At 38.9% G+C, this 24,550-nt stretch carries 22 protein-coding genes; all 22 read left to right on the top strand.

Annotation, left to right across the window (positions count from 1 at the left end):
* The first annotated feature begins 90 nt into the window (after positions 1–90).
* The 22 genes from metG (at position 91) to BMW36_RS18615 (ending at position 24,512) form a co-directional block, all read left to right on the top strand.
* Positions 91–2,031 (top strand): methionine--tRNA ligase, encoded by a 1,941-nt coding sequence (gene metG / locus BMW36_RS18720; protein ID WP_089743988.1) that lies wholly within the window; start codon positions 91–93, stop codon positions 2,029–2,031.
* Positions 2,032–2,252: 221 nt separating this feature from the next.
* The gene (locus BMW36_RS18715) at positions 2,253–3,020 is read left to right on the top strand and encodes a TatD family hydrolase (RefSeq protein ID WP_089743987.1); all 768 of its coding nucleotides are present in this window, start codon (positions 2,253–2,255) and stop codon (positions 3,018–3,020) included.
* A gap of 186 nt (positions 3,021–3,206) precedes the next feature.
* On the top strand, positions 3,207–4,448 hold the full coding sequence (locus tag BMW36_RS18710; protein WP_089743985.1) for a G5 and 3D domain-containing protein: 1,242 nt from the start codon (positions 3,207–3,209) through the stop codon (positions 4,446–4,448).
* A gap of 139 nt (positions 4,449–4,587) precedes the next feature.
* A complete protein-coding gene (gene rnmV / locus BMW36_RS18705) occupies positions 4,588–5,145 on the top strand; it encodes a ribonuclease M5 (protein ID WP_089743983.1) in 558 nt (185 codons plus the stop codon).
* Complete coding sequence (rsmA, locus tag BMW36_RS18700; RefSeq protein WP_089743981.1) at positions 5,142–6,032, top strand: 16S rRNA (adenine(1518)-N(6)/adenine(1519)-N(6))-dimethyltransferase RsmA; 891 nt, start codon at positions 5,142–5,144, stop codon at positions 6,030–6,032. Before rnmV ends, rsmA begins: the two co-directional genes overlap by 4 nt.
* A gap of 179 nt (positions 6,033–6,211) precedes the next feature.
* Positions 6,212–6,478, top strand: coding sequence for a biofilm formation stimulator Veg (veg, locus tag BMW36_RS18695; protein ID WP_089743979.1), 267 nt, complete (start codon positions 6,212–6,214; stop codon positions 6,476–6,478).
* 172 nt (positions 6,479–6,650) lie between these two features.
* Positions 6,651–6,830: a small, acid-soluble spore protein, alpha/beta type gene (locus BMW36_RS18690; protein WP_089743977.1), complete on the top strand. Its 180-nt coding sequence runs from the start codon at positions 6,651–6,653 to the stop codon at positions 6,828–6,830.
* A 156-nt stretch (positions 6,831–6,986) separates the two neighbouring features.
* Positions 6,987–7,856: a 4-(cytidine 5'-diphospho)-2-C-methyl-D-erythritol kinase gene (ispE, locus tag BMW36_RS18685; RefSeq protein ID WP_089743975.1), complete on the top strand. Its 870-nt coding sequence runs from the start codon at positions 6,987–6,989 to the stop codon at positions 7,854–7,856.
* 54 nt (positions 7,857–7,910) lie between these two features.
* Positions 7,911–8,723 carry a pur operon repressor gene (gene purR, locus BMW36_RS18680; RefSeq protein ID WP_089743973.1) on the top strand — a complete coding sequence of 271 codons (813 nt, stop codon included), beginning with the start codon at positions 7,911–7,913 and terminating at the stop codon, positions 8,721–8,723.
* Positions 8,724–8,868: 145 nt separating this feature from the next.
* Positions 8,869–9,162 (top strand): septation regulator SpoVG, encoded by a 294-nt coding sequence (gene spoVG / locus BMW36_RS18675; protein ID WP_089743971.1) that lies wholly within the window; start codon positions 8,869–8,871, stop codon positions 9,160–9,162.
* A gap of 200 nt (positions 9,163–9,362) precedes the next feature.
* The gene (gene glmU / locus BMW36_RS18670; RefSeq protein ID WP_089743969.1) at positions 9,363–10,727 is read left to right on the top strand and encodes a bifunctional UDP-N-acetylglucosamine diphosphorylase/glucosamine-1-phosphate N-acetyltransferase GlmU; all 1,365 of its coding nucleotides are present in this window, start codon (positions 9,363–9,365) and stop codon (positions 10,725–10,727) included.
* Positions 10,728–10,767: 40 nt separating this feature from the next.
* Positions 10,768–11,718 (top strand): ribose-phosphate diphosphokinase, encoded by a 951-nt coding sequence (locus tag BMW36_RS18665; RefSeq protein ID WP_089743967.1) that lies wholly within the window; start codon positions 10,768–10,770, stop codon positions 11,716–11,718.
* 139 nt (positions 11,719–11,857) lie between these two features.
* Positions 11,858–12,481: a 50S ribosomal protein L25/general stress protein Ctc gene (locus tag BMW36_RS18660; protein ID WP_089743965.1), complete on the top strand. Its 624-nt coding sequence runs from the start codon at positions 11,858–11,860 to the stop codon at positions 12,479–12,481.
* A gap of 99 nt (positions 12,482–12,580) precedes the next feature.
* On the top strand, positions 12,581–13,141 hold the full coding sequence (gene pth / locus BMW36_RS18655; RefSeq protein WP_089743962.1) for an aminoacyl-tRNA hydrolase: 561 nt from the start codon (positions 12,581–12,583) through the stop codon (positions 13,139–13,141).
* An 87-nt stretch (positions 13,142–13,228) separates the two neighbouring features.
* Positions 13,229–13,459: an anti-sigma-F factor Fin gene (gene fin, locus BMW36_RS18650; RefSeq protein WP_089743960.1), complete on the top strand. Its 231-nt coding sequence runs from the start codon at positions 13,229–13,231 to the stop codon at positions 13,457–13,459.
* Between the two features lie 166 nt (positions 13,460–13,625).
* Complete coding sequence (mfd, locus tag BMW36_RS18645) at positions 13,626–17,159, top strand: transcription-repair coupling factor (protein WP_089743958.1); 3,534 nt, start codon at positions 13,626–13,628, stop codon at positions 17,157–17,159.
* 155 nt (positions 17,160–17,314) lie between these two features.
* On the top strand, positions 17,315–17,851 hold the full coding sequence (gene spoVT, locus BMW36_RS18640; RefSeq protein ID WP_089743956.1) for a stage V sporulation protein T: 537 nt from the start codon (positions 17,315–17,317) through the stop codon (positions 17,849–17,851).
* A gap of 230 nt (positions 17,852–18,081) precedes the next feature.
* Complete coding sequence (gene glcT / locus BMW36_RS18635) at positions 18,082–18,924, top strand: glucose PTS transporter transcription antiterminator GlcT (RefSeq protein WP_089743954.1); 843 nt, start codon at positions 18,082–18,084, stop codon at positions 18,922–18,924.
* A 181-nt stretch (positions 18,925–19,105) separates the two neighbouring features.
* A complete protein-coding gene (gene ptsG / locus BMW36_RS18630; RefSeq protein WP_089743953.1) occupies positions 19,106–21,124 on the top strand; it encodes a glucose-specific PTS transporter subunit IIBC in 2,019 nt (672 codons plus the stop codon).
* Between the two features lie 97 nt (positions 21,125–21,221).
* The gene (locus BMW36_RS18625) at positions 21,222–22,775 is read left to right on the top strand and encodes a putative polysaccharide biosynthesis protein (protein ID WP_089743950.1); all 1,554 of its coding nucleotides are present in this window, start codon (positions 21,222–21,224) and stop codon (positions 22,773–22,775) included.
* On the top strand, positions 22,775–24,229 hold the full coding sequence (gene yabN / locus BMW36_RS18620; protein ID WP_089743948.1) for a bifunctional methyltransferase/pyrophosphohydrolase YabN: 1,455 nt from the start codon (positions 22,775–22,777) through the stop codon (positions 24,227–24,229). The genes BMW36_RS18625 and yabN overlap by 1 nt, the downstream gene beginning before the upstream one ends.
* A 22-nt stretch (positions 24,230–24,251) precedes the next feature.
* Positions 24,252–24,512, top strand: coding sequence for an RNA-binding S4 domain-containing protein (locus BMW36_RS18615; RefSeq protein WP_089743946.1), 261 nt, complete (start codon positions 24,252–24,254; stop codon positions 24,510–24,512).
* Positions 24,513–24,550 lie beyond the last annotated feature (38 nt).

Here is a 24,550-nt window from a genome sequence, read left to right as displayed (position 1 = left end):
GAAATGTATCCGAAAAGTCGCTACAATAAAAACAGACTGATTAAAAATGTGTGAATATACGTACACTGTGTATTTGAGGAGGTAGAGGAAATGTCTGAGAAAAGGGAAACATTTTATATTACGACACCTATATATTATCCAAGTGGAAATCTACATATCGGGCATGCTTACAGTACCGTTGCAGGTGATGCGATGGCAAGATATAAACGTCTGAGAGGGTTCGATGTTCGCTATTTAACAGGAACGGATGAGCATGGTCAGAAAATCCAGAAAAAAGCGGATGAATCAGGAGTCACTCCACAGGAATATGTGGATAATATTGTAAGCGGGATAAAAGATTTATGGGAAAAGCTTGATATCTCATACAGCGATTTTATTCGCACAACAGAAGAGCGCCATAAGCAGGTTGTAGAAAAGATATTCGCCCAATTGCTCGAACAAGGGGATATCTATCTTGATGAATATGAGGGAAGTTATTGTACATCCTGTGAATCTTTCTTTACAGAACGGCAGCTTGAAAACGGCCGCTGTCCTGATTGCGGGGGACCTGTAGATCAAGTGAAAGAAGAGTCATATTTCTTCAAGATGAGTAAATATGTTGATCGTTTACTTGAATTTTATGAAGAGAATCCGGAGTTTATTCAGCCGGAAAGCCGTAAAAATGAAATGATTAACAACTTTATTAAGCCGGGACTGGAAGATCTGGCAGTATCCCGGACAACTTTTGACTGGGGAGTTAAAGTGCCTGGAGATCCGAAGCATGTTATTTATGTATGGATCGATGCATTATCCAATTATATTACTGCATTAGGTTACGGCACAGATGATGATTCCCTTTATCAGAAATACTGGCCGGCGGATGTTCACTTAATGAGTAAGGAGATTGTCCGTTTCCATACCATTTACTGGCCAATTATGTTAATGGCATTAGATTTGCCATTACCGAAAAAGGTATTTGCACATGGCTGGATTTTGATGAAAGACGGTAAAATGTCCAAATCGAAAGGAAATGTAGTAAATCCTATCGATTTAACGGACAGATACGGACTGGATGCATTGCGGTACTATTTGTTGAGAGAAGTGCCATTCGGTTCTGACGGTGTTTTTACACCAGAAGGTTTTGTCGACAGAACAAATTATGATCTGGCAAATGACTTAGGTAATCTGCTTAACCGGACGGTTGCTATGATAGAGAAATATTTTGATGGGAAAATACCTGCCTTTCATTCCTCTGAAACAGCTTTTGATCAGAATCTGGAGGATCTAGGTAAAGAAACGGTTAAAAATGTGGAAGAAGCATTAGATGAGATGGGCTTTTCGGTTGCATTAACACAAATCTGGAAGTATGTAAGCCGAACAAACAAATATATTGACGAAAATGAGCCATGGGTGCTTGCAAAAGACGAAAGCAAAAAGGATCGACTTGGTAATGTGATGGCACACCTTGTCGACAGCTTGCGTCGAATTGCTATATTGTTACAGCCATTCCTGACAAAAACGCCTGAGAAAATTTTCGAGCAAATTGGTGTAACGGACGAACAGGATAAAACATGGGAAAGTCTTCATACATTTGGTGCTGTAAAGGAAGGTACATCTGTTGTAAAGAAAGATCCAATCTTCCCGCGTCTTGATGTAGAAAAAGAAGTGCAAACAATTAAAGATCTGATGAAAGCTCCTGAACCGGAGAAGAAAGAAGAAGAAACAAATGAAATTACGTACGATGACTTTATGAAGATAGATTTACGGGTAGCGGAAGTTATCCATGCGGAAAAAGTCAAAAAAGCTGATAAATTATTAAAGATTCAGTTAGACCTTGGTACAGAAAAACGACAAGTTGTTTCAGGGATTGCAAAATATTATACACCTGAAGAACTTGTTGGTAAAAAGGTAATCTGTGTGACGAATCTGAAACCTGTAAAGCTGCGCGGGGAAATGTCACAAGGTATGATTCTGTCAGGTGAAGACAGTGATGGTAATCTGTCACTGGCAACCGTCGAAGCAGATTTACCAAACGGATCGGTAGTAAAGTAAAAATGAAGAAGAGGCTGGGACTAAGAAGCTTTAAATGAAAGGGAATCCGAACATTCAGAATATGATAATAATTTTCTGAAAATGTTCGGATTTTTTGTTGGAAAAAAGGGAATATCGCGGCTCCGTGTCAATCTCTTTAATTTTCCTTGCTTGCCTAATAGGTCCCAACCCTTCCGCTTTGTTTTAATAACGCGAATGAATGTGAAGAAAGGAGAAAGAGGATGTTATTTGACACACATGTACACCTCAATGTAAGTCAGTTTGATGAAGACAGAGAAGAAGTGATCGTTAGAGCCAGAGAAGCTGGCGTCGAATATATGGTAATTGTAGGCTTCGATCATGAAACAATACCCAAAGCAATCGAATTAGCAGAAACCTATGATCATATTTATGCAGCTGTTGGCTGGCATCCTGTTGATGCGGTTGATATGACAGATAAAGAATTAGATTGGCTGGAAGAGCTAGCTTCCCACCCTAAAGTTGTAGCATTAGGTGAGATGGGATTAGACTATCATTGGGACAAGTCACCAAAAGATGTGCAAAAAGAAGTTTTTCGTAAACAGATTCGGTTAGCTAAAAAGGTGAACCTGCCAATAATTATCCATAATCGTGAGGCACCAGAAGATATTATTACTATCCTGAGAGAAGAGAATGCCAGCAAAGTAGGCGGCATTATGCACTGTTATAATGATTCAGCCGATTATGTTGGTGATTGCCTTGATATGAACTTTTATATATCTCTAGGAGGGCCTGTAACATTTAAAAATGCAACAATGCCGAAAGAAGTAGCCAAAATAGTTCCAGAAGACCGCTTGTTAATTGAAACTGATTGTCCATTTTTAGCACCACACCCAAACAGGGGAAAAAGAAATGAGCCGGCATTTGTCAAACTGGTGGCAGAGAAAATAGCTGAATTGCGCGACGTGGAGTTTAGTGAATTAAGCAGGCAGACAACCGAAAATGCTAAGCGGTTATTTCAAATAATATAGCTAAAAATAAGGTGATGTCACGTTTGTTACGGTAATGTAATGAATTTGAAATATTTCTTCAAAAAGAACAGAGGAACCCTTGATTCCAAGGGATTTATCTGTTCTTTTTTAGTTAAATACCTGTTTGACAGGGATTATTTAACTTTATATAATACAACGGCGAGAAGAAGGAGGGATGAAAAGTTCATGAAACGTCTTTTTAATTTGCAGAAACTCCTGAATAACAAGGACTTCGTTTATGCTCTTACATTACTTGTTATCATTGGATCTATTAGCTATTTATTTTATGAATTATCTAAAGCTGAAGTCACTGTTGTTCAGGAAGGGGAAGAAATTACAGTACGCACACATGCCAATACTGTAGAAGATGTACTTGGTGAACTGGCCATTGAGGTGCAAAAGCATGATGATCTTTCGCATAACCTAAAAGATACCATCACATCTGAGATGACAATAGAACATACGGTTGCAAAAGAAATTACTGTAACTGAAGGCGATACACAACAAACATACTATACGACAGCAAATACTGTCGGAGCTTTCATTGAGGAATCAGGAATTGAAATCTCAGAACATGATCAGGTATCATTAAGCTTAGAAGAGCAAATCTCAGATCAAACAACATTAAATATAGAAAAAGCATTCCAGGTAACGATTAACGATGCAGGTAAGGAACAAACTATCTGGACAGTAGGCGGAACAGTAGAAAACCTGCTTACACAAAACGAAATTGATTTGTCTGAATTGGACCGTGTGAAGCCTGCCCAAACTCAAAATGTTGATGGAGAAACAGTTATCGATATTACACGAGTGGAAAAAGTAACAGATATCGTTGAAGAAGAGGTTGATTTTGCAGTAGTAAAACAAAGTGATGCTGACCTGGAAAAGGGAAAAGAAGAAGTGGTAACTGATGGGGAAAAAGGTATGGTTGAAAAACATTATGAAGTGGTTTTAGAAAACGGCAAAGAGGTCTCCAGAACGCTTATTGATGAAGAAGTTATTAAAGAAAGTAAAGAGAAAGTGGTAGCAGTCGGTACAAAAGAGGAAGCACCGGCAGTTACTACGACTGCAGGCAGTGCAACCGCTGCTGCACCGTCCTCACAACCAATCGTCTCTCGTGGCGGTGAACAGGAAGTGACAACATTATACATGCACGCTACTGCGTATAATTGGAATTGTGCTTCATGTGATGGGAGAGGTCTGACTTCAACGGGCTATAACCTGAAAGCAAACCCACATGGGGTGATAGCTGTAGACCCTAGTGTTATCCCTCTTGGTACAAAAGTTTGGGTAGAGGGTTATGGTTATGCTGTCGCAAGAGATACAGGCGGAGCGATTAAAGGCAATAAGATTGATGTTCATATGCCGACATTGCAGCAGGCACAGAGTTTTGGAAGCAGAACGGTGCAAGTAAAAATTTATAAATAAATTAAAAAACTGGCCAAATGATTTCGTGCCATTCGAAATCGTTTGGCTTTTTTATCGTTTATACTGAATTAGCTGCGCATGTTATAATGTTGAAAGAACTTTCCTGTGGTTCTTAGAGAGCCGGAATGGGGGATATTTGGTGAAAATTAAAGAAATAATAGTAGTGGAAGGTAAAGATGATACAGCGAAGCTTAAACAGGCTCTGGATGTGGATACGATTGAAACAAACGGATCAGCTATTAATAAATATACTTTGGAGCAGATTGCACACGCCAAACAAAAAAGAGGTGTCATCATATTTACAGATCCTGATCATCCGGGGCAGCGGATTCGTAAAATCATTGATCAGCATGTACCAGGATGCAAACACGCTTTTCTGACAAAGAATGAAGCAGTTGCAAAAGGCGGCAAAGGGTTAGGCATAGAGCATGCATCAGCAGAAGTTATCCGTAAAGCTTTAGGCAGTGTATATGAAATAGCTGAAAATATGGAAAGCGACATCACCAGAGCGGATCTGTTAGCATGTGGTTTAATTGGAGGCAGTGGAGCAAAAGAAAGGCGAGAGAAGCTTGGAATTGCCTTAAGAATCGGATATGTGAACGGGAAGCAGTTATTAAAAAGATTACAAATGTTTTGTATAGATAAACATGATTTCTATAAGGTAATGGAACAGATCGAACAGGAGGAGAATGCATGAGTGAGCTAAAGGCGATCGCGACACCGAAACGAACGAAGGAAATTCTGAATAAATACGGCTTTTCCTTTAAAAAGAGTCTTGGACAGAATTTCTTAGTTGATGTCAATATACTTAAAAATATGATGCAAGTAGCGGATATTACAAAAGATGTGAATACAATTGAAATTGGGCCAGGTATCGGGGCTTTAACAGAGCAGCTGGCAATTCATTCAAATCAGGTGATGGCTTTTGAGATTGACCAGCGACTCATCCCGATTCTTGAGGATACATTAGCTCCATACAGTAATATTCAAATTGTGAACAAAGATATATTAAAAGCGGATATTAAACAACTGTGTTCAGAGCGTTTTACTGACGAGAGAGAAATTAAAGTTGTAGCGAATTTGCCGTATTATATTACAACACCTATTTTAATGCAGTTACTGATGGCTAAATTACCAATCACCAGTATTACTGTGATGATTCAGCGTGAAGTTGCTGAAAGAATGGCAGCTGTGAGAAATACTAAAGAATACGGCTCTCTTTCCATTGCTATTCAGTATTACACAAATGCAAGTATTGGAATGATAGTTCCGAAGACTGTTTTCAACCCTCAGCCAAGGGTGGATTCAGCTGTCCTGCACTTATCGATGAGGGAACAGCCGCCAGTCGAGCTAAATGATGAGGACTTTTTCTTTGATTTAGTTCAAGCGAGTTTTCAGCAGCGAAGAAAAACATTAAGAAATAATTTAATCAGACATTTTACTGGTATCCTTACAAAAGAAGAGATCGAGCAAGGTTTTGAATTATCGGAAATAGATGGAACAAGAAGGGCTGAATCCTTGTCAATGGAGGAATTTGCAAGGCTGGCCAATCACTTTTATGCACGGACAAATGGAACAGATTAAGTGAATGCTGCAACATATAGTCAACCCATACATAAATTTCAAATTATGTGAGATACTAATCATAGATATTTTTTAAATTTATTTATTGACAGTAAATAAACAATATTGATATAATAGAATATTTTTATTTGACTGTTGGACAAGAATGTAGTATAATATGATTAGTGAGGTGGAGTGTATTGGCTAAAACATTGGTTGAAATCAAACAAGGTTTAGATGGCTATGTTGGTAAACGTCTGAAGATTAAAGCGAACGGCGGCAGAAAGAAAACTGTAGAGCGTTATGGGACATTAGCAGAAACATACCCTTCTGTATTTATTGTAGAGTTGGATCAGGAGGAAAACTCATTTGAACGAGTATCTTACAGCTATGCAGACGTACTTACAGAAACCGTAGAATTGAATTTCATGGAAGAACTGGAAAAAGCAGTTGCAGGGGAGCAGTAAACTATGTTTGCTGCTTTTTGTTTTGTTTAAAAATTTCCTGCGGTGAATATTTTTACACAGAAGAACGGTTGTTATACCCAGATTTCTATTCAAATATTTGCCTGGCATAAGCTTATCTAACTGGGAGAAAATATTATTGTCGTAAGAACACGACAGAAAGGGAGTATCTTCGATGAGCAGAAGGCGTGGGATAATGTCTGAGCACTTTAAAGAAGAGCTTGCTAAAGAGTTAGGGTTTTACGACAAGGTAAAGGAAAAGGGCTGGGGTGAAATAACAGCTAATGAAGCCGGCAGCATGGTGAAAAGGGCTGTACAAATAGCAGAAGAAAGTTTGACAGGGGACAGAACCTAGTTAAGGTTTTGTCCCTTTAAACTATTTATGGTATCTTTACATAAAGTATATTTTCTATACAAGCTGGCAATAATCTGATCAAATATATCGAATAAGCAAAACAAAAAGAGGTATTTGTAATAGTGCAGGCTATAGTGAACTAAAGTAGGTGACAAGATGTATACTTCTGAAAAGGCCCCCGCAAAAATAAATTTAACATTAGATGTTCTATATAAGCGGCCCGACCAGTATCATGAAGTGGAAATGGTAATGACAACAGTAGACCTGGCAGATCGGATAGAACTTTTTCTGCTGGAATCAGGTCAGATTAAAGTTGAATCTGACAGCAGGTTTATTCCAAATGATGAACGTAATTTAGCATACCGTGCAGCTAAATTATTAAAAGAGCGGTTTGGAATTAAACATGGTGTATTAATTAAAATTGATAAGCAAATTCCGGTTGCAGCGGGTCTCGCCGGGGGGAGCAGTGATGCGGCTGCTACTTTAAGAGGACTGAACCGGTTATGGCATATAAATTTAACAATAGATGAACTGGCAGTCATCGGCTCAGAAATCGGCTCAGACGTTTCGTTTTGTGTATATAATTCGACTGCCATTGCTAAAGGGAGGGGGGAGAAAATAACAGAGCTCCCTCCTCCACCCCAATGTTGGGTAGTGCTTGCTAAACCATCACAAGGGGTTTCTACTCAGTCTGTATATCAATCATTAAAATTGGACAAGCTTGATCATCCAGATACTGATGGGATGATCCATGCAATCGAAACAGCTAATTACAAGGAGATATGTGCAAAGCTGAAAAATGTTTTGGAAACTGTCACATTACCCAAAAATCCGGAAGTTAAACAAATTAAGAGCCAGATGTTGAAGTCAGGGGCAGATGCCGTACTAATGAGTGGCAGCGGCCCGACTGTATACGGGCTAGTCAAGCATGAATCGAGAGCAGTTCGGATATATAACAGTCTGCGTGGCTTCTGTGAGGATGTGCATATTGTCAGAATGTTAGGGACACAACAAACACTTGATTAAAACCGTATAAAATGTTATATTTACGACAAATCATTCGGATTTTGGGGTGTAGTAATGAAACGCAGCGATCGTTTAGTGGCAATGACCAATTATTTAATAGAGCATCCAATGGAGTTAATCTCCTTACCGTTTTTTTCAGATACTTACGGTGCAGCTAAATCTTCCATCAGTGAAGATTTGACGATCATCAACCGGATTTTCCGGGAGGATGGAATAGGATACCTTGCCTCGGTCTCAGGTGCAGCAGGCGGTGTTAAATATGTGCCGCAAGTATCAGAAGACAAAAGCCGGGAATTTATTGACCAATTATGTAAGGAGTTAGAAGACCCTGGCCGTATCTTACCAGGTGGTTATCTCTTTATGAGTGATATATTAGGTAATCCGGATACAGTCCGTAATATCGGCCGTTTATTCGCCTCACGGTTTGCGGAATTGAGTATTGACTCAATTGTAACGGTTGCGACAAAGGGTATCCCGCTGGCATACGCAGTTGCTTCCTTCCTGAACGTCCCTGTTATTATTGTCAGGCGTGATCCTAAAGTAACTGAAGGGTCAACGGTAAGTATCAATTATGTATCAGGCTCCTCAAAGAAGATTCAGACAATGGTATTGTCAAAAAGAAGTCTTAAACCTAATGAAAATGTATGTATTATTGATGACTTCATGAAAGCAGGCGGGACAATCAATGGTATGAAGAGCTTGCTGGAAGAATTTAATGCGAATGTGAAGGCGATCGGTGTTTTAGCAGAAGCGGAAGATGATGAAGAAGAGCGAGTGGTCGATGAGTATACCTCTCTTGTTCAAATAAAGAATGTCGATGATAATAATAAGCAAATCGAAGTAATAAAAGGGAACTACTTCCATTAATCGAAGGTAATTGGCGTTGTTTAACCACCTTTCTAAAATAAATTTAAAAAAATAATAAAAACTTTTCCTACTTTAGCAGGAATTTAAGAAAAGATGTTGAATTATTGTATTAAGTTCTTAAAAAGGGAAAAGGTGGTGAAACATAATGGAAGTAACTGACGTAAGATTACGCCGCGTGAATACCGATGGAAGAATGCGAGCAATCGCATCTATTACATTAGATCACGAATTTGTTGTCCACGATATTCGTGTGATCGATGGAAACAACGGAATGTTTGTAGCAATGCCTTCTAAGCGTACTCCTGATGGAGAATTTAGAGATATTGCACATCCCATTAATTCTGGTACTCGATCAAAAATTCAGGATGCGGTTTTAGAAGAATACCATCGTGTTGGTGAAGAAGAAGAAGTGGAATTTGAAGAAGCAGGAGCTTCATAAGATTGTTTATTAAAGGGTCTGATCATTCTTGATTAGACCCTTTTGTATGTTTCCGCCAATCCATGATTTTTAGCTTTCCTGGTTAACATTCATTGAAAAATGGTCAGTTTTCATATATATTCATAATTGGGATTCTACTGTACAAATGTTATACAGGTTAAAAATAGATAGTAAGCGGATATTAGAACGGAGGGAACATATTGTCAAAACGTTTTGCGGTTGTATTAGCAGCTGGTAAAGGTACGAGGATGAAATCGAAACTATATAAAGTATTGCACCCTATACTAGGAAAACCAATGGTACAGCATGTTGTTGATCAATTGAAAGCTCTTCAATTATCGAGTATTACGACAGTTGTGGGCTTTGGTGCGGAGAAAGTACAGGAACAGTTAGGGGAAGACTCTCATTATGTAATTCAGGAAGAACAGCTGGGAACGGGACATGCTGTTTTGCAAGCTGAAAAATATCTGGCAGGGCAAAAAGGCACGACATTAGTGGTATGTGGAGACACGCCATTATTAACTGCAGAAACACTGGAGTCTGTTATAAAGTATCACGAAAAAGAAAATGCTAAAGTAACCATCCTTACAGCGCACGCAGAAGATCCGTCGGGATATGGAAGAATTGTGAGAAACAGCGACAATCAGGTTGAAAAGATAGTTGAACAGAAAGATGCCTCAGATGAAGAAAAATTAATAAAAGAGATAAATACAGGTACATATTGTTTTGATAATGAATTATTATTTAAAGCTTTAAAACAGGTTTCCAATGATAATGCACAAGGAGAATATTACTTGCCTGACGTAATTGAAATTGCTCAACAGCAGCAGGAGAAAGTTGCAGCATTTCAAACAGAAAACTTCCATGAAACAATAGGTGTGAACGACAGGGTTGCATTATCACAGGCAGAGACTCTTATGAAACAAAGAATTAATGAATATCATATGCGAAATGGTGTCACAATGGTTGACCCTGATAATACCTATATTGCTCCAGGAGTGGAGATAGGATCAGATGTTGTCATTTATCCCGGTTGTGTCATTAATGGTGAGACAACGATCGAAGAGGATGCCCAGATTGGCCCTAATTCAGAAATAACTGATTGTCATATCGGTGCACATACGAAGGTAAAACATAGTGTAGCAACCTCCAGCTATATTGGACAGCGGGTACAAATTGGTCCTTTTGCTCATATTAGACCAGATGCCAATATTGGTAATGATGTAAAGATCGGAAACTTTGTAGAAGTGAAAAAATCAAAAATTGACGACAGAAGTAAAGTATCCCATCTAAGCTATATTGGGGATGCCGATGTCGGCAGTGATGTGAACGTTGGCTGTGGTACGATCACAGTAAATTATGATGGCAAAAATAAATTTTTAACTAAAATAGAAGATGGTGCTTTTATTGGATGTAATGCTAATTTAATTGCCCCTGTCACGATTGGAAAGGGTGCGCTTATTGCAGCTGGATCTACTATATCTGAAGATGTGCCAGGAGAAGCGTTGTCTATTGGCAGATCAAAGCAAGTTAATAAAGAAGGGTACGCCAAAAAGTATAAATAACAATCCAATTTGGAACAAATAAGTGATGGAGGGTATCGACATGTCTGAATATAAGGATTCATCATTAAAGGTATTTACACTAAATTCGAATCCAAGGCTTGCGGAAGAAATTGCAGCAAATATCGGGGTGGAATTAGGAAAAAGTTCTGTTACTAAGTTTAGTGACGGTGAAATTCAAATTAACATTGAAGAAAGTATTCGCGGTTGTGACGTATATGTAGTTCAATCTACGTGTGAACCAGTTAATCAGCACATTATGGAACTGTTAATAATGATCGATGCTTTAAAGCGAGCTTCAGCCAAATCGATTAATATTGTCATGCCTTATTATGGTTATGCTCGACAGGACAGAAAGGCGAGAGCGAGAGAACCGATTACTGCAAAACTTGTAGCAGATTTACTCCAGACTGCAGGCGCATCGAGAGCAATTACGCTGGACCTGCATGCACCGCAAATTCAAGGTTTCTTCAATATTCCTGTGGATCAGCTGGTTGGTGTTCCGATTCTTTCAAGCTACTGGAGCAAAAAAGGTTTAGATGATATTGTTGTTGTTTCACCAGACCATGGCGGGGTGACAAGAGCACGTAATCTTGCGGATCGTTTAAAAGCGCCAATCGCGATTATTGATAAAAGAAGACCACGCCCTAATGTGGCAGAAGTAATGAACATTGTCGGTAACATTGAAGGGAAAACTGCTATTTTGATTGATGACATTATTGATACAGCGGGGACAATTACCCTTGGAGCAAATGCTCTGATCGATAGTGGAGCAAAAGCTGTTTATGCTTGTTGTACTCATCCGGTACTTTCAGGTCCGGCAATTGAACGTATTCAGAATTCAAAGATAGAGGAATTAGTTGTTACGAACAGTATTCCGTTAAAAGAAGAAAAATTGATTGATAAAATTACCCAGTTATCTGTTGCGCCATTAATAAGTGAAGCGATTATCCGTGTTCATGAGAGACAATCAGTAAGTATCCTGTTTGATTAATTATCTTTCAGATTGCCAATGTAATATCTCTTGATTAAAATGTTAAAATATTGCCATTATGTAGAAATATACGTTTATGTTCACTCACTTAAGGGAATTATTATACTACCGTGTAAAATTTACTTGGAGGGTGATCAATATGGCAGTAGAATTACAAGCAGAAAATAGAGATAATCTGAAAAGTTCGTACACTAGAGAAGTAAGGGTTGCAGGTCGAGTGCCGGCAATTATCTATGGATATAATGTGGACCCGAAACCGGTTGCAGTAGATAGTGGGGAATTGCTGAAAACTGTCCGGGATGAAGGAAGAAATGCTATCATTTCACTGAAAGTAGGCAATGACAGCTTTGATGTAATGCTTCACGAATATCAGCAGGACCCGCTGAAAGGTGAATTAGTACATGCTGACTTTTATGTAGTAAACATGTCAGCGGAAATTGACGTTCAGGTACCGGTCGTTTTAGAAGGTGAAGCAGCAGGAACGAAAGCAGGCGGGGTTTTACAACAGCCGCTGTATGAACTTTCCTTAAGAGCGAAGCCGAATGAGATACCAGAAAATATTACAATCAATGTTTCTGATTTAGAAATTGGTGACAGTATTTTAATATCAGATTTAAGAGACGGAAAGAATTATGAGATTTTAGAAGATGAAAATACAACGGTCGTATCTATTCTTGTTCCTGACAAGCAGCCGGAAGAAGATGTGAATGAGCTGACGGAAGAGCCGGAAGCAACAGAAGAAACGAACGATTCAGAAGAATAATTATAATAAAACCGAGCTTTCCCGGCTCGGTTTTTCTTAAGGTATCTGCTCAGTTATGGTAAAATGATAAGCAGAATAATATTTAAAGGAAGTTAAAAAATGAAGTGTATCGTAGGTTTAGGTAATCCAGGAAAGAAATATGAGGAAACAAGACACAATGCAGGCTTTATGGTTGTTGATTATTTACTGAATCGGCATAACTGGAAGCTTGATAAAAATAAATTCAATGGCCTTTATACAATGGAGACTTTGGAAAATGAAAAGGTAATCCTGCTGGAACCCCAAACATACATGAATTTGTCTGGAGAATGTCTGCGTCCATTGATGGATTTTTATCAATTAACTCCAGAGGATATTGCAGTTATTTATGATGATCTGGACTTACCCTTAGGTAAAGTGAGATTAAGACAGACAGGTGGACATGGCGGTCACAACGGTGTCCGGTCGATTATTGACCATTTAGGCACAAAAGGGTTTAACCGGATTCGTTTTGGAATAGGAAGACCTGTTCAGCCTATCCCTGTGATTGATTATGTACTGGGGAAGTTCCTGCCAGATGACAAAGCGGTTCTAGATGAGTCCATTGAGCATGCTGCGAATGCATTGGAAGCATGGATGAAAGAGCCTTTTCAAAAAGTAATGAATGAATATAATAAATAAATAGAATTCGTCCTTGTATAAATCATACCAAGTTGGAAAAAATAAAACTAACTTAAGTGATTATCTTTAAAAAAGGGCGTGCATACAATGGCATTAGTTTATAAATGCAAGCATTGCGGCTGTGAAGTTGGCAGATTAAATTCGCAAATGCTCGATCTTAATAAAATTGGCTGGGAACATTTAACGACTGAGGAAAAGTCACGATTAATGAACCACAGGCCAACAGAACATTTAGAAATAAACTCAATCTGTGAGAACTGCCAGGACACATTGGAAAGCAATCCCGCATATCATGAACTTGATTATTTTATTCAATAATAGAACAAAAAGGAATAGTTGTGACTGCATATTTTACAACAGAATAATGTACACTGTTTTAAAAGCTTTGGTTCAAAACCAAGGCATTTTTGCAGTTTCACTATCATCGGGATAGCTGCTAATATCAACTATCTATTATTTATGAGGAAGCATTAGGGGGAGCATTATGCAGGAAATAAAGCAATTTTTAAGGAAGAAGGAAGATATATATTCCATAATAGAAGGTGTGAACACCGGATTAAAAGAGCAAGTGATTGCAGGGTTATCAGGTTCAGCAAGAAGCTTGTTCAGTGCATTAATTCATGAAGCAATCAGTAAGAAAGTTTTAATAGTTACACACCAACTGACACAAGCACAACAATTATACGAAGATTTACTGGAGTTCTCAGAGGGAAGTGACATTTATCTATACCCTGTTAATGAGCTGCTCGCATCAGAACTGGCGATAGCGAGTCCGGAATTACTAGCCCAGCGGATTGAATCCTTAACATCATGGCTTAAAGGTGACAATGGAATTATGATTGCTCCTGTTGCGGGATTAAAGCGGCTTTTACCGCCGGTTGATTATTGGAAAAAGTACCAATTGAAATTTGAGTTAGAAAAAATACTCGATATTGAAGAAACAATTCGTCTGTTAATTGATATGGGCTATGAGAGACAGGAAATGACAAGCAGTCCGGGAGAATTCAGTATACGTGGCGGAATACTTGATATCTATCCCCTTACGGCAGATAACCCGCTGCGTGTTGAATTGTTTGATGATGAAATAGATTCGATCAGATACTTTGATGCAGAATCCCAAAGGTCACTGGAAAAACTTGATGAGGCCCGGATTGGCCCGGCGACAGAACTTCTTACAACAGACCATGACTTAATTACAGCGGCCCAAAGAATGGAGAAAGCTTTACAGGAAACATTGAAAAAAACGAAAAGCAGCCAAGATAAACAAGCGTTGTCAGAGGCTGTTCAGGGAGACATCGACCGTCTAAACCAATGCGAGCGCTTTCAGGATATGAAGAAATATATTTCGTATTTCTATGATCAACCGACTAGTTTATTAAACTATCTTCCTGATGATGGTTTAATTATTTTAGATGAGATGAGTAGAATTCAAGAAACTGCCATGCACCTAGATGAAGAGGAAGGGGAGTGGCTAAAGGACAACCTCAGCCGCAACCAGGCATTAAGCGACTTAAGGTTATCCTTTGACTGGCATGACACGTGGGCTAACATGAATCAGCCCCGATTATACTTATCGGTATTCCTGCGTCACATACCTAATACAAATCCATCTAATATTGTAAATATGTCCACACGAAGCATGCAGCAATTCCATGGCCAGATGAACTTGTTTCAAAATGAAATGGAAAGATGGAAGAAATCGGGCTATTCTGTCATTGTATTAGCCCCAAATGACCAAAGGGTAGAAAAGGTTCATTCCGTTTTAGAAGATTATCAAATAAATGCGGCAATTAGTGAGGATATCCCGTCATTACCTGTTGATCAGCCAATTGTAACAGTTGGCAGTATTCAAAGCGGTTTTGAGATTCCTTTACATAAGATTGCTGTCGTAACAGAGAACGAACTGTTTAAACAGAAAACAATGCGTACGAAAAGAAAACAAAAAATATCGAACGCAGAGCGGATTAAAAGTTATCAGGAATTGCAGGTCGGTGACTATGTTGTTCATACAAACCACGGTATTGGACGGTATATCGGGATTGAAACGTTAGAGGTAGCTGGTCTCCATAAAGACTTTATGCTTCTGAAATATTCGGGTGATGATAAGCTTTACGTTCCAATCGATCAGATTGACCTTGTACAAAAGTATGTCGGTTCAGAAGGTAAAGAACCTAAGCTATATCGCCTTGGAGGAAACGACTGGAAAAAAGTCAAAAGTAAAGTCCAGTCAAAAGTAGAGGATATTGCCGATGATTTGATAAAGCTATATGCCGAAAGGGAAGCAGCAAAAGGTTTCGCGTTTAGTGAGGATACGGAAATGCAGCGTGATTTTGAAGCAGCATTTCCCTACCAGGAGACAGAGGATCAAATCCGCTGTATTAATGAGATTAAAGAAGATATGGAGAAGGAACGCCCAATGGATCGCCTGCTATGCGGCGATGTAGGTTACGGGAAGACAGAAGTAGCCATCAGGGCCGCCTTTAAGGCAATTGCTGATGGAAAGCAAGTAGCTATACTCGTTCCGACTACTATTTTAGCCCAACAGCATTATGAAACGGTCATGGAACGCTTTCAGGATTTTCCGATTAATGTTGGCCTGTTAAGCCGCTTCCGTACGAGGAAACAGCAATCAGAGACATTAAAAGGTCTGAAAAACGGAATGGTAGACATTGTGATTGGTACACACCGCCTCTTATCCAAAGATGTAGTCTATAAAGATTTAGGTCTGCTGATTGTGGATGAGGAACAGCGCTTTGGTGTGAAGCATAAAGAGAAAATTAAGCAATTGAAAACAAATGTGGATGTTTTAACATTAACAGCGACCCCTATTCCGCGAACATTACATATGTCCATGTTAGGTGTAAGGGATCTTTCCGTTATCGAAACTCCACCGGAAAACCGTTTTCCGATCCAGACATATGTGATGGAATTCAATGGTCCATTAGTCAGAGAAGCAATTGAGCGTGAATTAGCACGAGGCGGACAGGTCTTTTTCTTATATAACCGTGTGGAGTCAATTGAAAGAATGGCACAGGAAATTCAGGCACTGGTAGAAGATGCCAGGGTAACTTTTGCCCACGGACAAATGAATGAAACAGAGCTGGAAAATGTCATGTTCTCCTTTTTAGAAGGTGAAGCAGATGTTCTGGTAAGTACTACCATTATCGAAACTGGTGTAGACATCCCGAATGTAAATACATTAATCGTATATGATGCAGACAGGATGGGTTTAAGCCAACTTTATCAGCTTAGAGGGCGTGTCGGCAGGTCCAACAGGGTAGCATATGCCTATTTCACCTACCAGAAAGATAAAATTTTAACAGAGGTATCTGAAAAAAGACTGCAGGCAATTAAAGAATTTACTGAACTGGGTTCCGGCTTCAAAATAGCTATGCGTGATTTATCGATCCGTGGTGCAGGTAATATTCTCGGATCCCAGCAACATGGCTTTATTGATTCAGTTGGTTTTGATATGTATTCACAAATGCTGAAAGAGGCTGTACAGGCAAAACAGCAGGGGAAAACAATCGAGGAGGTACAGCCATTCGAAGTAGAACTAGATCTAAAAGTGGATGCCTATATACCTGATGAGTATATTAAAGATGAGAAGCAAAAAATTGACATGTACAAGCGATTCCAGGCGATTCTCTCACAGGAAGATATCCACGACCTTAGAGATGAACTGATTGATCGTTTTGGCGACTATCCGGAGCAGGTAGAAAACCTCTTCCATGTAACAACATTAAAAATGATGGCAAAGAAAGAACGGGTCGAATCCATTTCCGAAAAGAAAAATCAGCTGGAACTGATAGTTGAAGAAAAAAGAAGCCAGGAATTAGATGGGGCGAAGTTATTTGAATTTGCTAACAAGCATGGACGGTTGATCCAGCTGGGTACGGAGGACAGGAAGTTAAAAGTTGTTTTCCGGTTTGATAAAAATACAGCTGTAAAACGTTATACCATATTAGAATCATTTATCCAGACATTGCATGAGATGGACAGAGAGCCAGTAGTGTAAATGTAAATTAGTGTAAAATGAGAGAAAAAATATATTGGAAAAATTGTATACTTTTAAGTTAACTAAATCATACTATCCTTACAATGTAATTATTTCACTATGTGTTCTTAACTAAATACATAGTTAATTATTTGAAAGTGAGGTCATGATTTACTATGAAAGCAACAGGTATTGTACGCCGTATTGATGATTTAGGAAGGGTAGTTATCCCGAAAGAGATTCGACGCACCTTAAGAATACGTGAAGGGGATCCATTAGAAATATTTGTTGATCGTGATGGGGAAGTTATTTTGAAAAAATATTCTCCAATTAGTGAGCTTGGTGATTTCGCGACAGAATATGCGGAGGCACTGTATGAATCACTAGGATTATCGGTATTAATTAGTGATAGAGATGAGTTTATTGCAGTAGCAGGTGAGACGAAAAAGGAATATCTCGGTAAGCAGATTTCAAAACAGCTGGATCAGGTAATGGACAGCAGACAGCTCACGGTAGAAAAGAATGCTCAAACTGTTGAAATAGTGGACGGAAAAGAAGAAGAGCTGCAGTCATATTTAATCTATCCAATTGTTGCAAACGGAGACCCGATCGGATGTATGGTTATTTTCACAAGGGAACAGCAGGAGTTCGGGGAAGTAGAAGAAAAGGCAGCACATACTGCCGCACACTTCCTTGCGAAACAAATGGAATAATAGTTGTTTTAAAAGGCTTGCAGGAAAATAATCACCGGACTATGGCCGAATTTTTAATAATTCGAAGTAGTCCGGTTTTTCCTGTTGGTAAAATTCTTAATTAGATAATGGATGCTCTGCCATTCAATAATGAATAATAATAATTATTAAAGAAAAATTATTATTCATATTTCTATGGATTATTGCTGTTTATTCTAGTAAGATAGATAGAGATATGCGAGGTGGTACAGATGGAGGAGAAAACGGTCGTAAAGAAAGCGTTAAATAATAATGTATTGATTGCCTCCCATCCAACATACAAAGAAGTCATTCTAATTGGCAAGGGGATTGGATTTGGGAAAAAAAACGGTGACATTGTACCGGAAAATCAAGTGGAAAAAACATTCCTGTTAAAAGATGAGAAAGAACAGGAACAGTATAAACAGCTGATTTCACATGTAGACCAGGATTTAATGGAAATATTGAACGACATCATCGTCCTTATTGAACAAAGAATGGGAGAAAAGCTTAATGAACATATCCATGTGGCATTAACAGATCACCTCTCCTTTGCGATTAACCGGGCACACCAGCAGGTACAGTTCAATAATCCGTTTTTATTTGAAATAGAATCACTTTATCCAAAAGAATATCAGGTCGCGCAAGAAGTTGTTGCGATCCTGAAGGAAAAAGTCGGCGTTCAATTCCCGGCAGGGGAAATGGGCTTTATCGCATTACACATTCATAGTGCTGTTACAGATAAATCGATCCGTGACATGAACAAACATCATCAGCTTATTTCGAAACTCGTTCAAATTATTGAAGAAAACTTAAAAATAAAGCTGGACCGTCATAATGTAAATTATCACCGATTAATTCAGCATCTCCATCGTGCGATTGAAAGGGTATACCAGGGTGAATCTCTAGGAGAACAAACAAATTTAGCCAATGTCTTGAAATCAACATATCCATTGTGCTATAATCTAGCCTGGAAGTTGATAAAAGTTATGCAACAACAACTGCATATACATGTAGACGAATCTGAAGTATTATATTTAACGATTCATTTACAACGTTTAATCCAATCATCTTAGACGTGTTACTGATACGATCAGGCATGAGTAAAAAGGGTGTTTTAGGTTAATCTATGGGGGAAAGTGTATCCATAGATACTTAAGCATATTCTTTTGCTCATGCCTTTTTATTTTGGATAAATGAAACAGGCAAGTCATTGTTGCATATCAAAAAAGAATAAACTATAAGGAGGTAATTGTAATGTCAAATATTTTCGGGACATTGCAAAAAGTTGGTAAAGCTCTAATGCTGCCAGTGGCATTATTACCAGCTGCAGGTATTCTGCTGGCATTTGGTACAAGTTTTGCCCAGGATCAATGGGTAGAGAAATTCCCGTGGTTTGGAAACGCAACCGTTCAAAAAATACTGGAGGTAATGTCAGAGGCAGGCGGGGTTGTCTTTGATAATTTGCCATTACTATTTGCAGTCGGTGTTGCAATCGGTTTGGCAAAAGGTGATGGTGTTGCAGGGTTAGCCGCAATTATTGGTTACTTAATAATGAATGTAACGATGGGTGTATTCGGTGATATTACAGCAGAGATGACGAGTGATCCTGCTTATGCCAGCGTCCTTGGTATCCCGACATTACAGACAGGTGTATTCGGAGGTATTATTGTCGGTATATTAGCCGCCTTTATGTATAATCGGTATTTTAATATTGAGTTACCGCAATTTTTAGGTTTCTTTGCAGGAAAAAGATTTGTTCCGATTATTACAGCATTTTCTTCATTAATATTAGGTATTCTTATGTTCCTTGTATGGCCATTTGCTCAAGATGGGTTAAACGCAGTATCCCACGTGATGCTTGAAACAAACCGGACAATCTCAACCTTCGTATTCGGTGTAATAGAACGTGGACTCATCCCATTTGGTCTACACCATATTTTCTATTCTCCGTTCTGGTTTGAGTTTGGTTCATATACAAGCGCTGCGGGTGATATTGTACGTGGAGACCAGGCAATTTTCTTTGAACAGTTGAAGGATGGGGTTGACTTTACTGCCGGAAATTTTATGACAGGTAAATTCCCTTTCATGATGTTTGGTTTACCAGCAGCATTAGCAATTTATCATACAGCGAAGCCGGAAAAGAAGAAAGTAGTTGGAGGTATCATGTTCTCTGCTGCTCTTACATCTTTCCTGACAGGTATTACAGAACCACTTGAGTTCTCATTCCTGTTTGTTGCTCCGTTATTATTTGCGATTCACGCTGTTTTTGCCGGATTGTCTTTTATGACAATGTACTTATTGGATGTAAAAATCGGGATGACTTTCTCTGGTGGTTTAATTGACTTCATCTTGTTTGGGGTTATGCCTAACCGGACTGACTGGTGGTGGGTAATCATCGTCGGTTTAATCTTCGCTGTGATTTACTATTTCGGTTTCCGGTTTGCGATCCAGAAATTCAATTTAGCAACACCAGGTCGTGAAGATGAAGCGGAAGACAGTGACAGTGATGATGAAGTAGACGATCGTCCTTACGAGATTATGGAAGCAATGGGTGGTAAAGGAAATATCACTAACCTTGATGCATGTATTACTCGTCTTCGTGTTAGTGTAGAGGATAAAAATAAGGTTGATAAAGCAAGATTGAAAAAATTAGGTGCTTCAGGTGTCATGGAAGTAGGAAATAATATTCAGGCAATTTACGGACCGGTATCTGATACAATCCGTGGTCAAATGCAGGATATTATGGATGGAAAGACACCAGCGAAAAAGACAGAAACAGAGCAGACTGAAAAAGAAGAAATAGTTGAAAATAAATTAGAAGATCTGGAATTTACAAGTCCGATGACAGGGGAGATCCTGCCACTTTCAGAGGTGCCTGATCAGGTATTCTCACAAAAAATGATGGGCGACGGATTTGCAATTAAGCCATCAAAAGGGGAAGTAGTCTCACCTGTAAATGGAAAGATAATCAACATTTTCCCAACAAAACATGCGATCGGGATACTTGCTGAAAATGGTACAGAAATTCTTATCCATATTGGTATCGATACGGTAAATCTGAAGGGTGAAGGATTCACTGCAAAAGCAGCGGAAGGTGATCAGATTAAACAGGGTCAAGTATTAATGGAAGTAGACCTTGATTATGTACAGGAAAATGCACCTTCGATCGTTACACCTGTTATCTTTACAAACTTACCAGAAGGTCAGGAAGTAAAACTCAATGTTAGTGGAAATGTAAATAAAGAAGATAAAGATATTATTACAATTAACTAATAATAGGACTCTCATATTAGCATGTTTCGTTAATATGGGAGTTTTTTTGTTATACTATAAGGAATTAATGTAATCAGTAATTAAAAGGAAGACGCACATGAAAACTAACAGGAAAACCATTTTTACAGGGGCTTTTGCACTGGTATTTGCAGGGATTACCGGCAAAGTCATCAGCGCATCATACCGGATACCTTTGCAGAACCTTACTGGTGATATTGGTTTTTACATCTACCAGCAAGTATACCCGGTGATTGGTATAGCGATTATGATGGCACTATACGGATTACCTTCTGCAGTTGCAGCATTTTTAATGGAACATCAGCTGGAAAACGGGAACAGAAAAATAACTCTGGCGATTTTTAAGATGCTTTTTCTTTTAGGTGTGTTTTTCTTTGCACTGTTATTTTTGTTCAGTCCATTATTAGCAGAGGCAATGGGGGATCAGCAGCTGGCAGAACCGATCCGTCATATGGCATGGATCTTTTTGTTTGTTCCATTTGTGGCAATATACCGCGGGAGATTACAGGCGGTTAATCATTTATCAGCGGTTGCTAATTCCCAGATGGTTGAGCAGATTATCCGTGCACTGATCATTATTTTCACTGCAGTATGGATATATAGGAACAATGTTTCTCCATACCGTATCGGTGACGGGGCGGCTATTGGAACAGCTGCGGCATTTACAGCATCATTCCTGCTCCTTTACTTTACCTGGAAAAAGAAATATTCTAATAGAGAAGAAGCACATACTGAAAATATTTCCAGTTATCATATATTCCGCACTGTTATTATCACAGGGATTATTATGAGTATGAATCATATGATGCTGCTTTTTATGCAATTGGCTGATGCTTTTACAATCGTTCCAGGCCTTGTGACGGGCGGCTGGACACAATTGGAGGCAATGAAGTGGAAAGGTATTATCGACAGGGGCCAGCCATTATTGCAATTGGTAACAATTATCGGTTCTTCGCTTGCAATGGCGCTCGTACCGCAAATTTCCGGGAACAAAGAAGAGTCCATCAGAAATATCCGCACAGCTCTGAAATACGGTATCTTAATATCAGTTGGAGCGACAGCAGGCTTAATTGTATTAATGCCTGATATAAATGAACTTTTTTACCAGAACACTGACGGAACATTCAGTTTGCGTATGTTGTCCATTACGCTGTTGTTCAGTGCATCGTCATTAATATTGGCAGCTATTCTGCAGGGATTCGGCTATACGAGAGGAACCGCTATTGTATTATTTGCTGCTTTATGGTTAAAAGTACTATTAAACCAATTACTTGTACCATTCCTTGATATAGATGGGGCAGCCATCGCGACAATTCTATCAATTGGATTTGTTTGTGTATTATATTATTATATGCTGACAAAAAAGATCGTTAAGTTTAATGTTCGTATTTTACCTGTCATACAGACAGGTTTGGCAACAGTGGTGATGATTGCCGGCTTATTGCTTGTAAAATATGTTGAGATGAATTACTGGGAAATAGAGACAAGAGCAGAGCAACTGATTTTTGTCCTGTTCAGCGTACTGGCAGGTTTTATTCTCTATCTTTTCTCATTAATTCGTTTACGAATCTTCTCACAAGCAGAGCTGGCGAAAATCCCTGTAATAAGAAAATGGAGCAAGGAGGAGAGTTAATGTCGAAACCGTTAATAGACGTGATTGGGTTAGGCGGTGGTGATATGGATCAGTTGCCACTCGGGATTTACCGGAAGCTGGCCCAATCTGAACAAGTGTGTTATGTCAGAACAATGGATCATCCTGTCGTTACTTCACTGGAACAGGAAGGGGTCCATTTTTACGGATTTGATTCGGTTTATGAAAAACATGGCGAGTTTGAGTCAGTATATGAAGAGATTGTTTCCGTTCTTATTGAAAAGGCGTTAGATGAGCATCAAATAATTTATGCTGTACCAGGGCACCCGATGCTTGCTGAAAGGACGGTTCAGCTTTTACTGGAAAGTGATAGAGTAGACGTCAGGCTTGCTGGTGGGCAGAGCTTTCTTGATGATATGTTCCGGGTTTTTCAATTCGATCCGATCGAAGGGTTTCAATTCGTTGATGCAACCAGTTTTCAAAGATATCAGCTTCAGTATGAACAGCATATTGTATTTTGCCAGGTATATGATTCATTTATTGCGTCCGAGGTTAAGTTGGAATTACTCGAAGACTTGCCGCCAAATCATATGATTTATATCGCTGAAGCTGTGGGAAGTAGACAGGAGTCGCTGAAACATATCCCCTTAGTAGAATTAGATATGCAGGCACATTTAAGTAATCTGACGAGCGTTTATGTACCGCCTGTCGATAAATCTGAATTAAATCATCAGTTTTTCCGTTTAAGAGAAGTTGTAGCAACATTGCGTGGTCCAGGTGGCTGCCCATGGGATCAGAAGCAGACACATGAATCATTAAAGAAATATCTGATTGAAGAGACCTACGAGGTACTTGAAGCAATTGACAGGGAAGACGATGAAGCGATTGCCGAGGAATTAGGTGATGTGCTGCTGCAAGTAATGTTACATAGTCAGATTGCCGAGGAATCAGGATATTTCACGATTGAACAAGTCATTAACAGTATTACAGAGAAAATGATACGAAGACATCCCCACGTATTTGGAGATACAGTAGTGCAGGATGAAAATGACGTGATGGTAAATTGGGAAGCAATTAAAAAGCAGGAGAAACAGCATACAGAAGAATCTCTGTTAGACAATATAACGAAAGGTCTGCCGGCGATGCTGATGGCAGAGGAAATCCAGAAAAAAGCTGCGAAAGTGGGGTTTGACTGGGATAATGCGGAAGATATGTGGGCAAAAGTTGAAGAAGAAATAAATGAGTGGAAAGAGGCAATTTCCACAAACGATGAGAAGGAAATGGCTAAAGAGTTTGGAGATATACTATTTGCAATGATAAACATTGCAAGATATTATAAAATTAACCCGGAGACAGCTTTATTACTAACGAACGAGAAATTTAAAAAACGTTTTCATTTTGTAGAACAATCAGTGAAAGCCTCCAATAAAGACTGGGACTCCTTTACACTGGAACAACTCGACAAATTCTGGGAAGAAGCAAAGCAAGAAGAATAAATAAAGCAGGAAGGGAATTATCATGCGATTAGATAAGTTTTTGAAAGTATCCAGACTGATTAAACGAAGAACATTAGCAAAAGAAATTGCCGACCAGGGAAGAATCATTGTTAATGGCAATACGGCAAAGGCGGCAACAAATGTAGCGGTTGGCGATGAATTAAAAATTCAGTTTGGCCAGCGGTTATTAACGATTCAGATCGATCAGCTGAAAGAAACTGTCCGTAAAGAAGAAGCAAGCGACTTATACACAATCAAAAGTGAAGAATATAAAGAGAATTAATTGCTATTCTGTTCTAAACTTGTCCCTTTTTTCATACA

Source organism: Gracilibacillus ureilyticus (assembly GCF_900111195.1).
Classification (GTDB): domain Bacteria; phylum Bacillota; class Bacilli; order Bacillales; family Amphibacillaceae; genus Gracilibacillus; species Gracilibacillus ureilyticus.
This window is presented reverse-complemented; position numbering and strand designations above follow the sequence as displayed.

Bases quoted from the DNA above. Each gene is read 5' to 3' on its own strand.
- BMW36_RS18625 (WP_089743950.1), top strand. From the start codon at position 21,222: ATGAAAACTAACAGGAAAACCATTTTTACAGGGGCTTTTGCACTGGTA.
- fin (WP_089743960.1), top strand. From the start codon at position 13,229: ATGGCATTAGTTTATAAATGCAAGCATTGCGGCTGTGAAGTTGGCAGA.
- BMW36_RS18690 (WP_089743977.1), top strand. From the start codon at position 6,651: ATGAGCAGAAGGCGTGGGATAATGTCTGAGCACTTTAAAGAAGAGCTT.
- glcT (WP_089743954.1), top strand. From the start codon at position 18,082: ATGGAGGAGAAAACGGTCGTAAAGAAAGCGTTAAATAATAATGTATTG.
- BMW36_RS18710 (WP_089743985.1), top strand. From the start codon at position 3,207: ATGAAACGTCTTTTTAATTTGCAGAAACTCCTGAATAACAAGGACTTC.
- ptsG (WP_089743953.1), top strand. From the start codon at position 19,106: ATGTCAAATATTTTCGGGACATTGCAAAAAGTTGGTAAAGCTCTAATG.
- BMW36_RS18715 (WP_089743987.1), top strand. From the start codon at position 2,253: ATGTTATTTGACACACATGTACACCTCAATGTAAGTCAGTTTGATGAA.
- yabN (WP_089743948.1), top strand. From the start codon at position 22,775: ATGTCGAAACCGTTAATAGACGTGATTGGGTTAGGCGGTGGTGATATG.
- ispE (WP_089743975.1), top strand. From the start codon at position 6,987: ATGTATACTTCTGAAAAGGCCCCCGCAAAAATAAATTTAACATTAGAT.
- BMW36_RS18665 (WP_089743967.1), top strand. From the start codon at position 10,768: ATGTCTGAATATAAGGATTCATCATTAAAGGTATTTACACTAAATTCG.
- BMW36_RS18615 (WP_089743946.1), top strand. From the start codon at position 24,252: ATGCGATTAGATAAGTTTTTGAAAGTATCCAGACTGATTAAACGAAGA.
- spoVT (WP_089743956.1), top strand. From the start codon at position 17,315: ATGAAAGCAACAGGTATTGTACGCCGTATTGATGATTTAGGAAGGGTA.
- metG (WP_089743988.1), top strand. From the start codon at position 91: ATGTCTGAGAAAAGGGAAACATTTTATATTACGACACCTATATATTAT.
- rsmA (WP_089743981.1), top strand. From the start codon at position 5,142: ATGAGTGAGCTAAAGGCGATCGCGACACCGAAACGAACGAAGGAAATT.
- pth (WP_089743962.1), top strand. From the start codon at position 12,581: ATGAAGTGTATCGTAGGTTTAGGTAATCCAGGAAAGAAATATGAGGAA.
- mfd (WP_089743958.1), top strand. From the start codon at position 13,626: ATGCAGGAAATAAAGCAATTTTTAAGGAAGAAGGAAGATATATATTCC.
- spoVG (WP_089743971.1), top strand. From the start codon at position 8,869: ATGGAAGTAACTGACGTAAGATTACGCCGCGTGAATACCGATGGAAGA.
- purR (WP_089743973.1), top strand. From the start codon at position 7,911: ATGAAACGCAGCGATCGTTTAGTGGCAATGACCAATTATTTAATAGAG.
- BMW36_RS18660 (WP_089743965.1), top strand. From the start codon at position 11,858: ATGGCAGTAGAATTACAAGCAGAAAATAGAGATAATCTGAAAAGTTCG.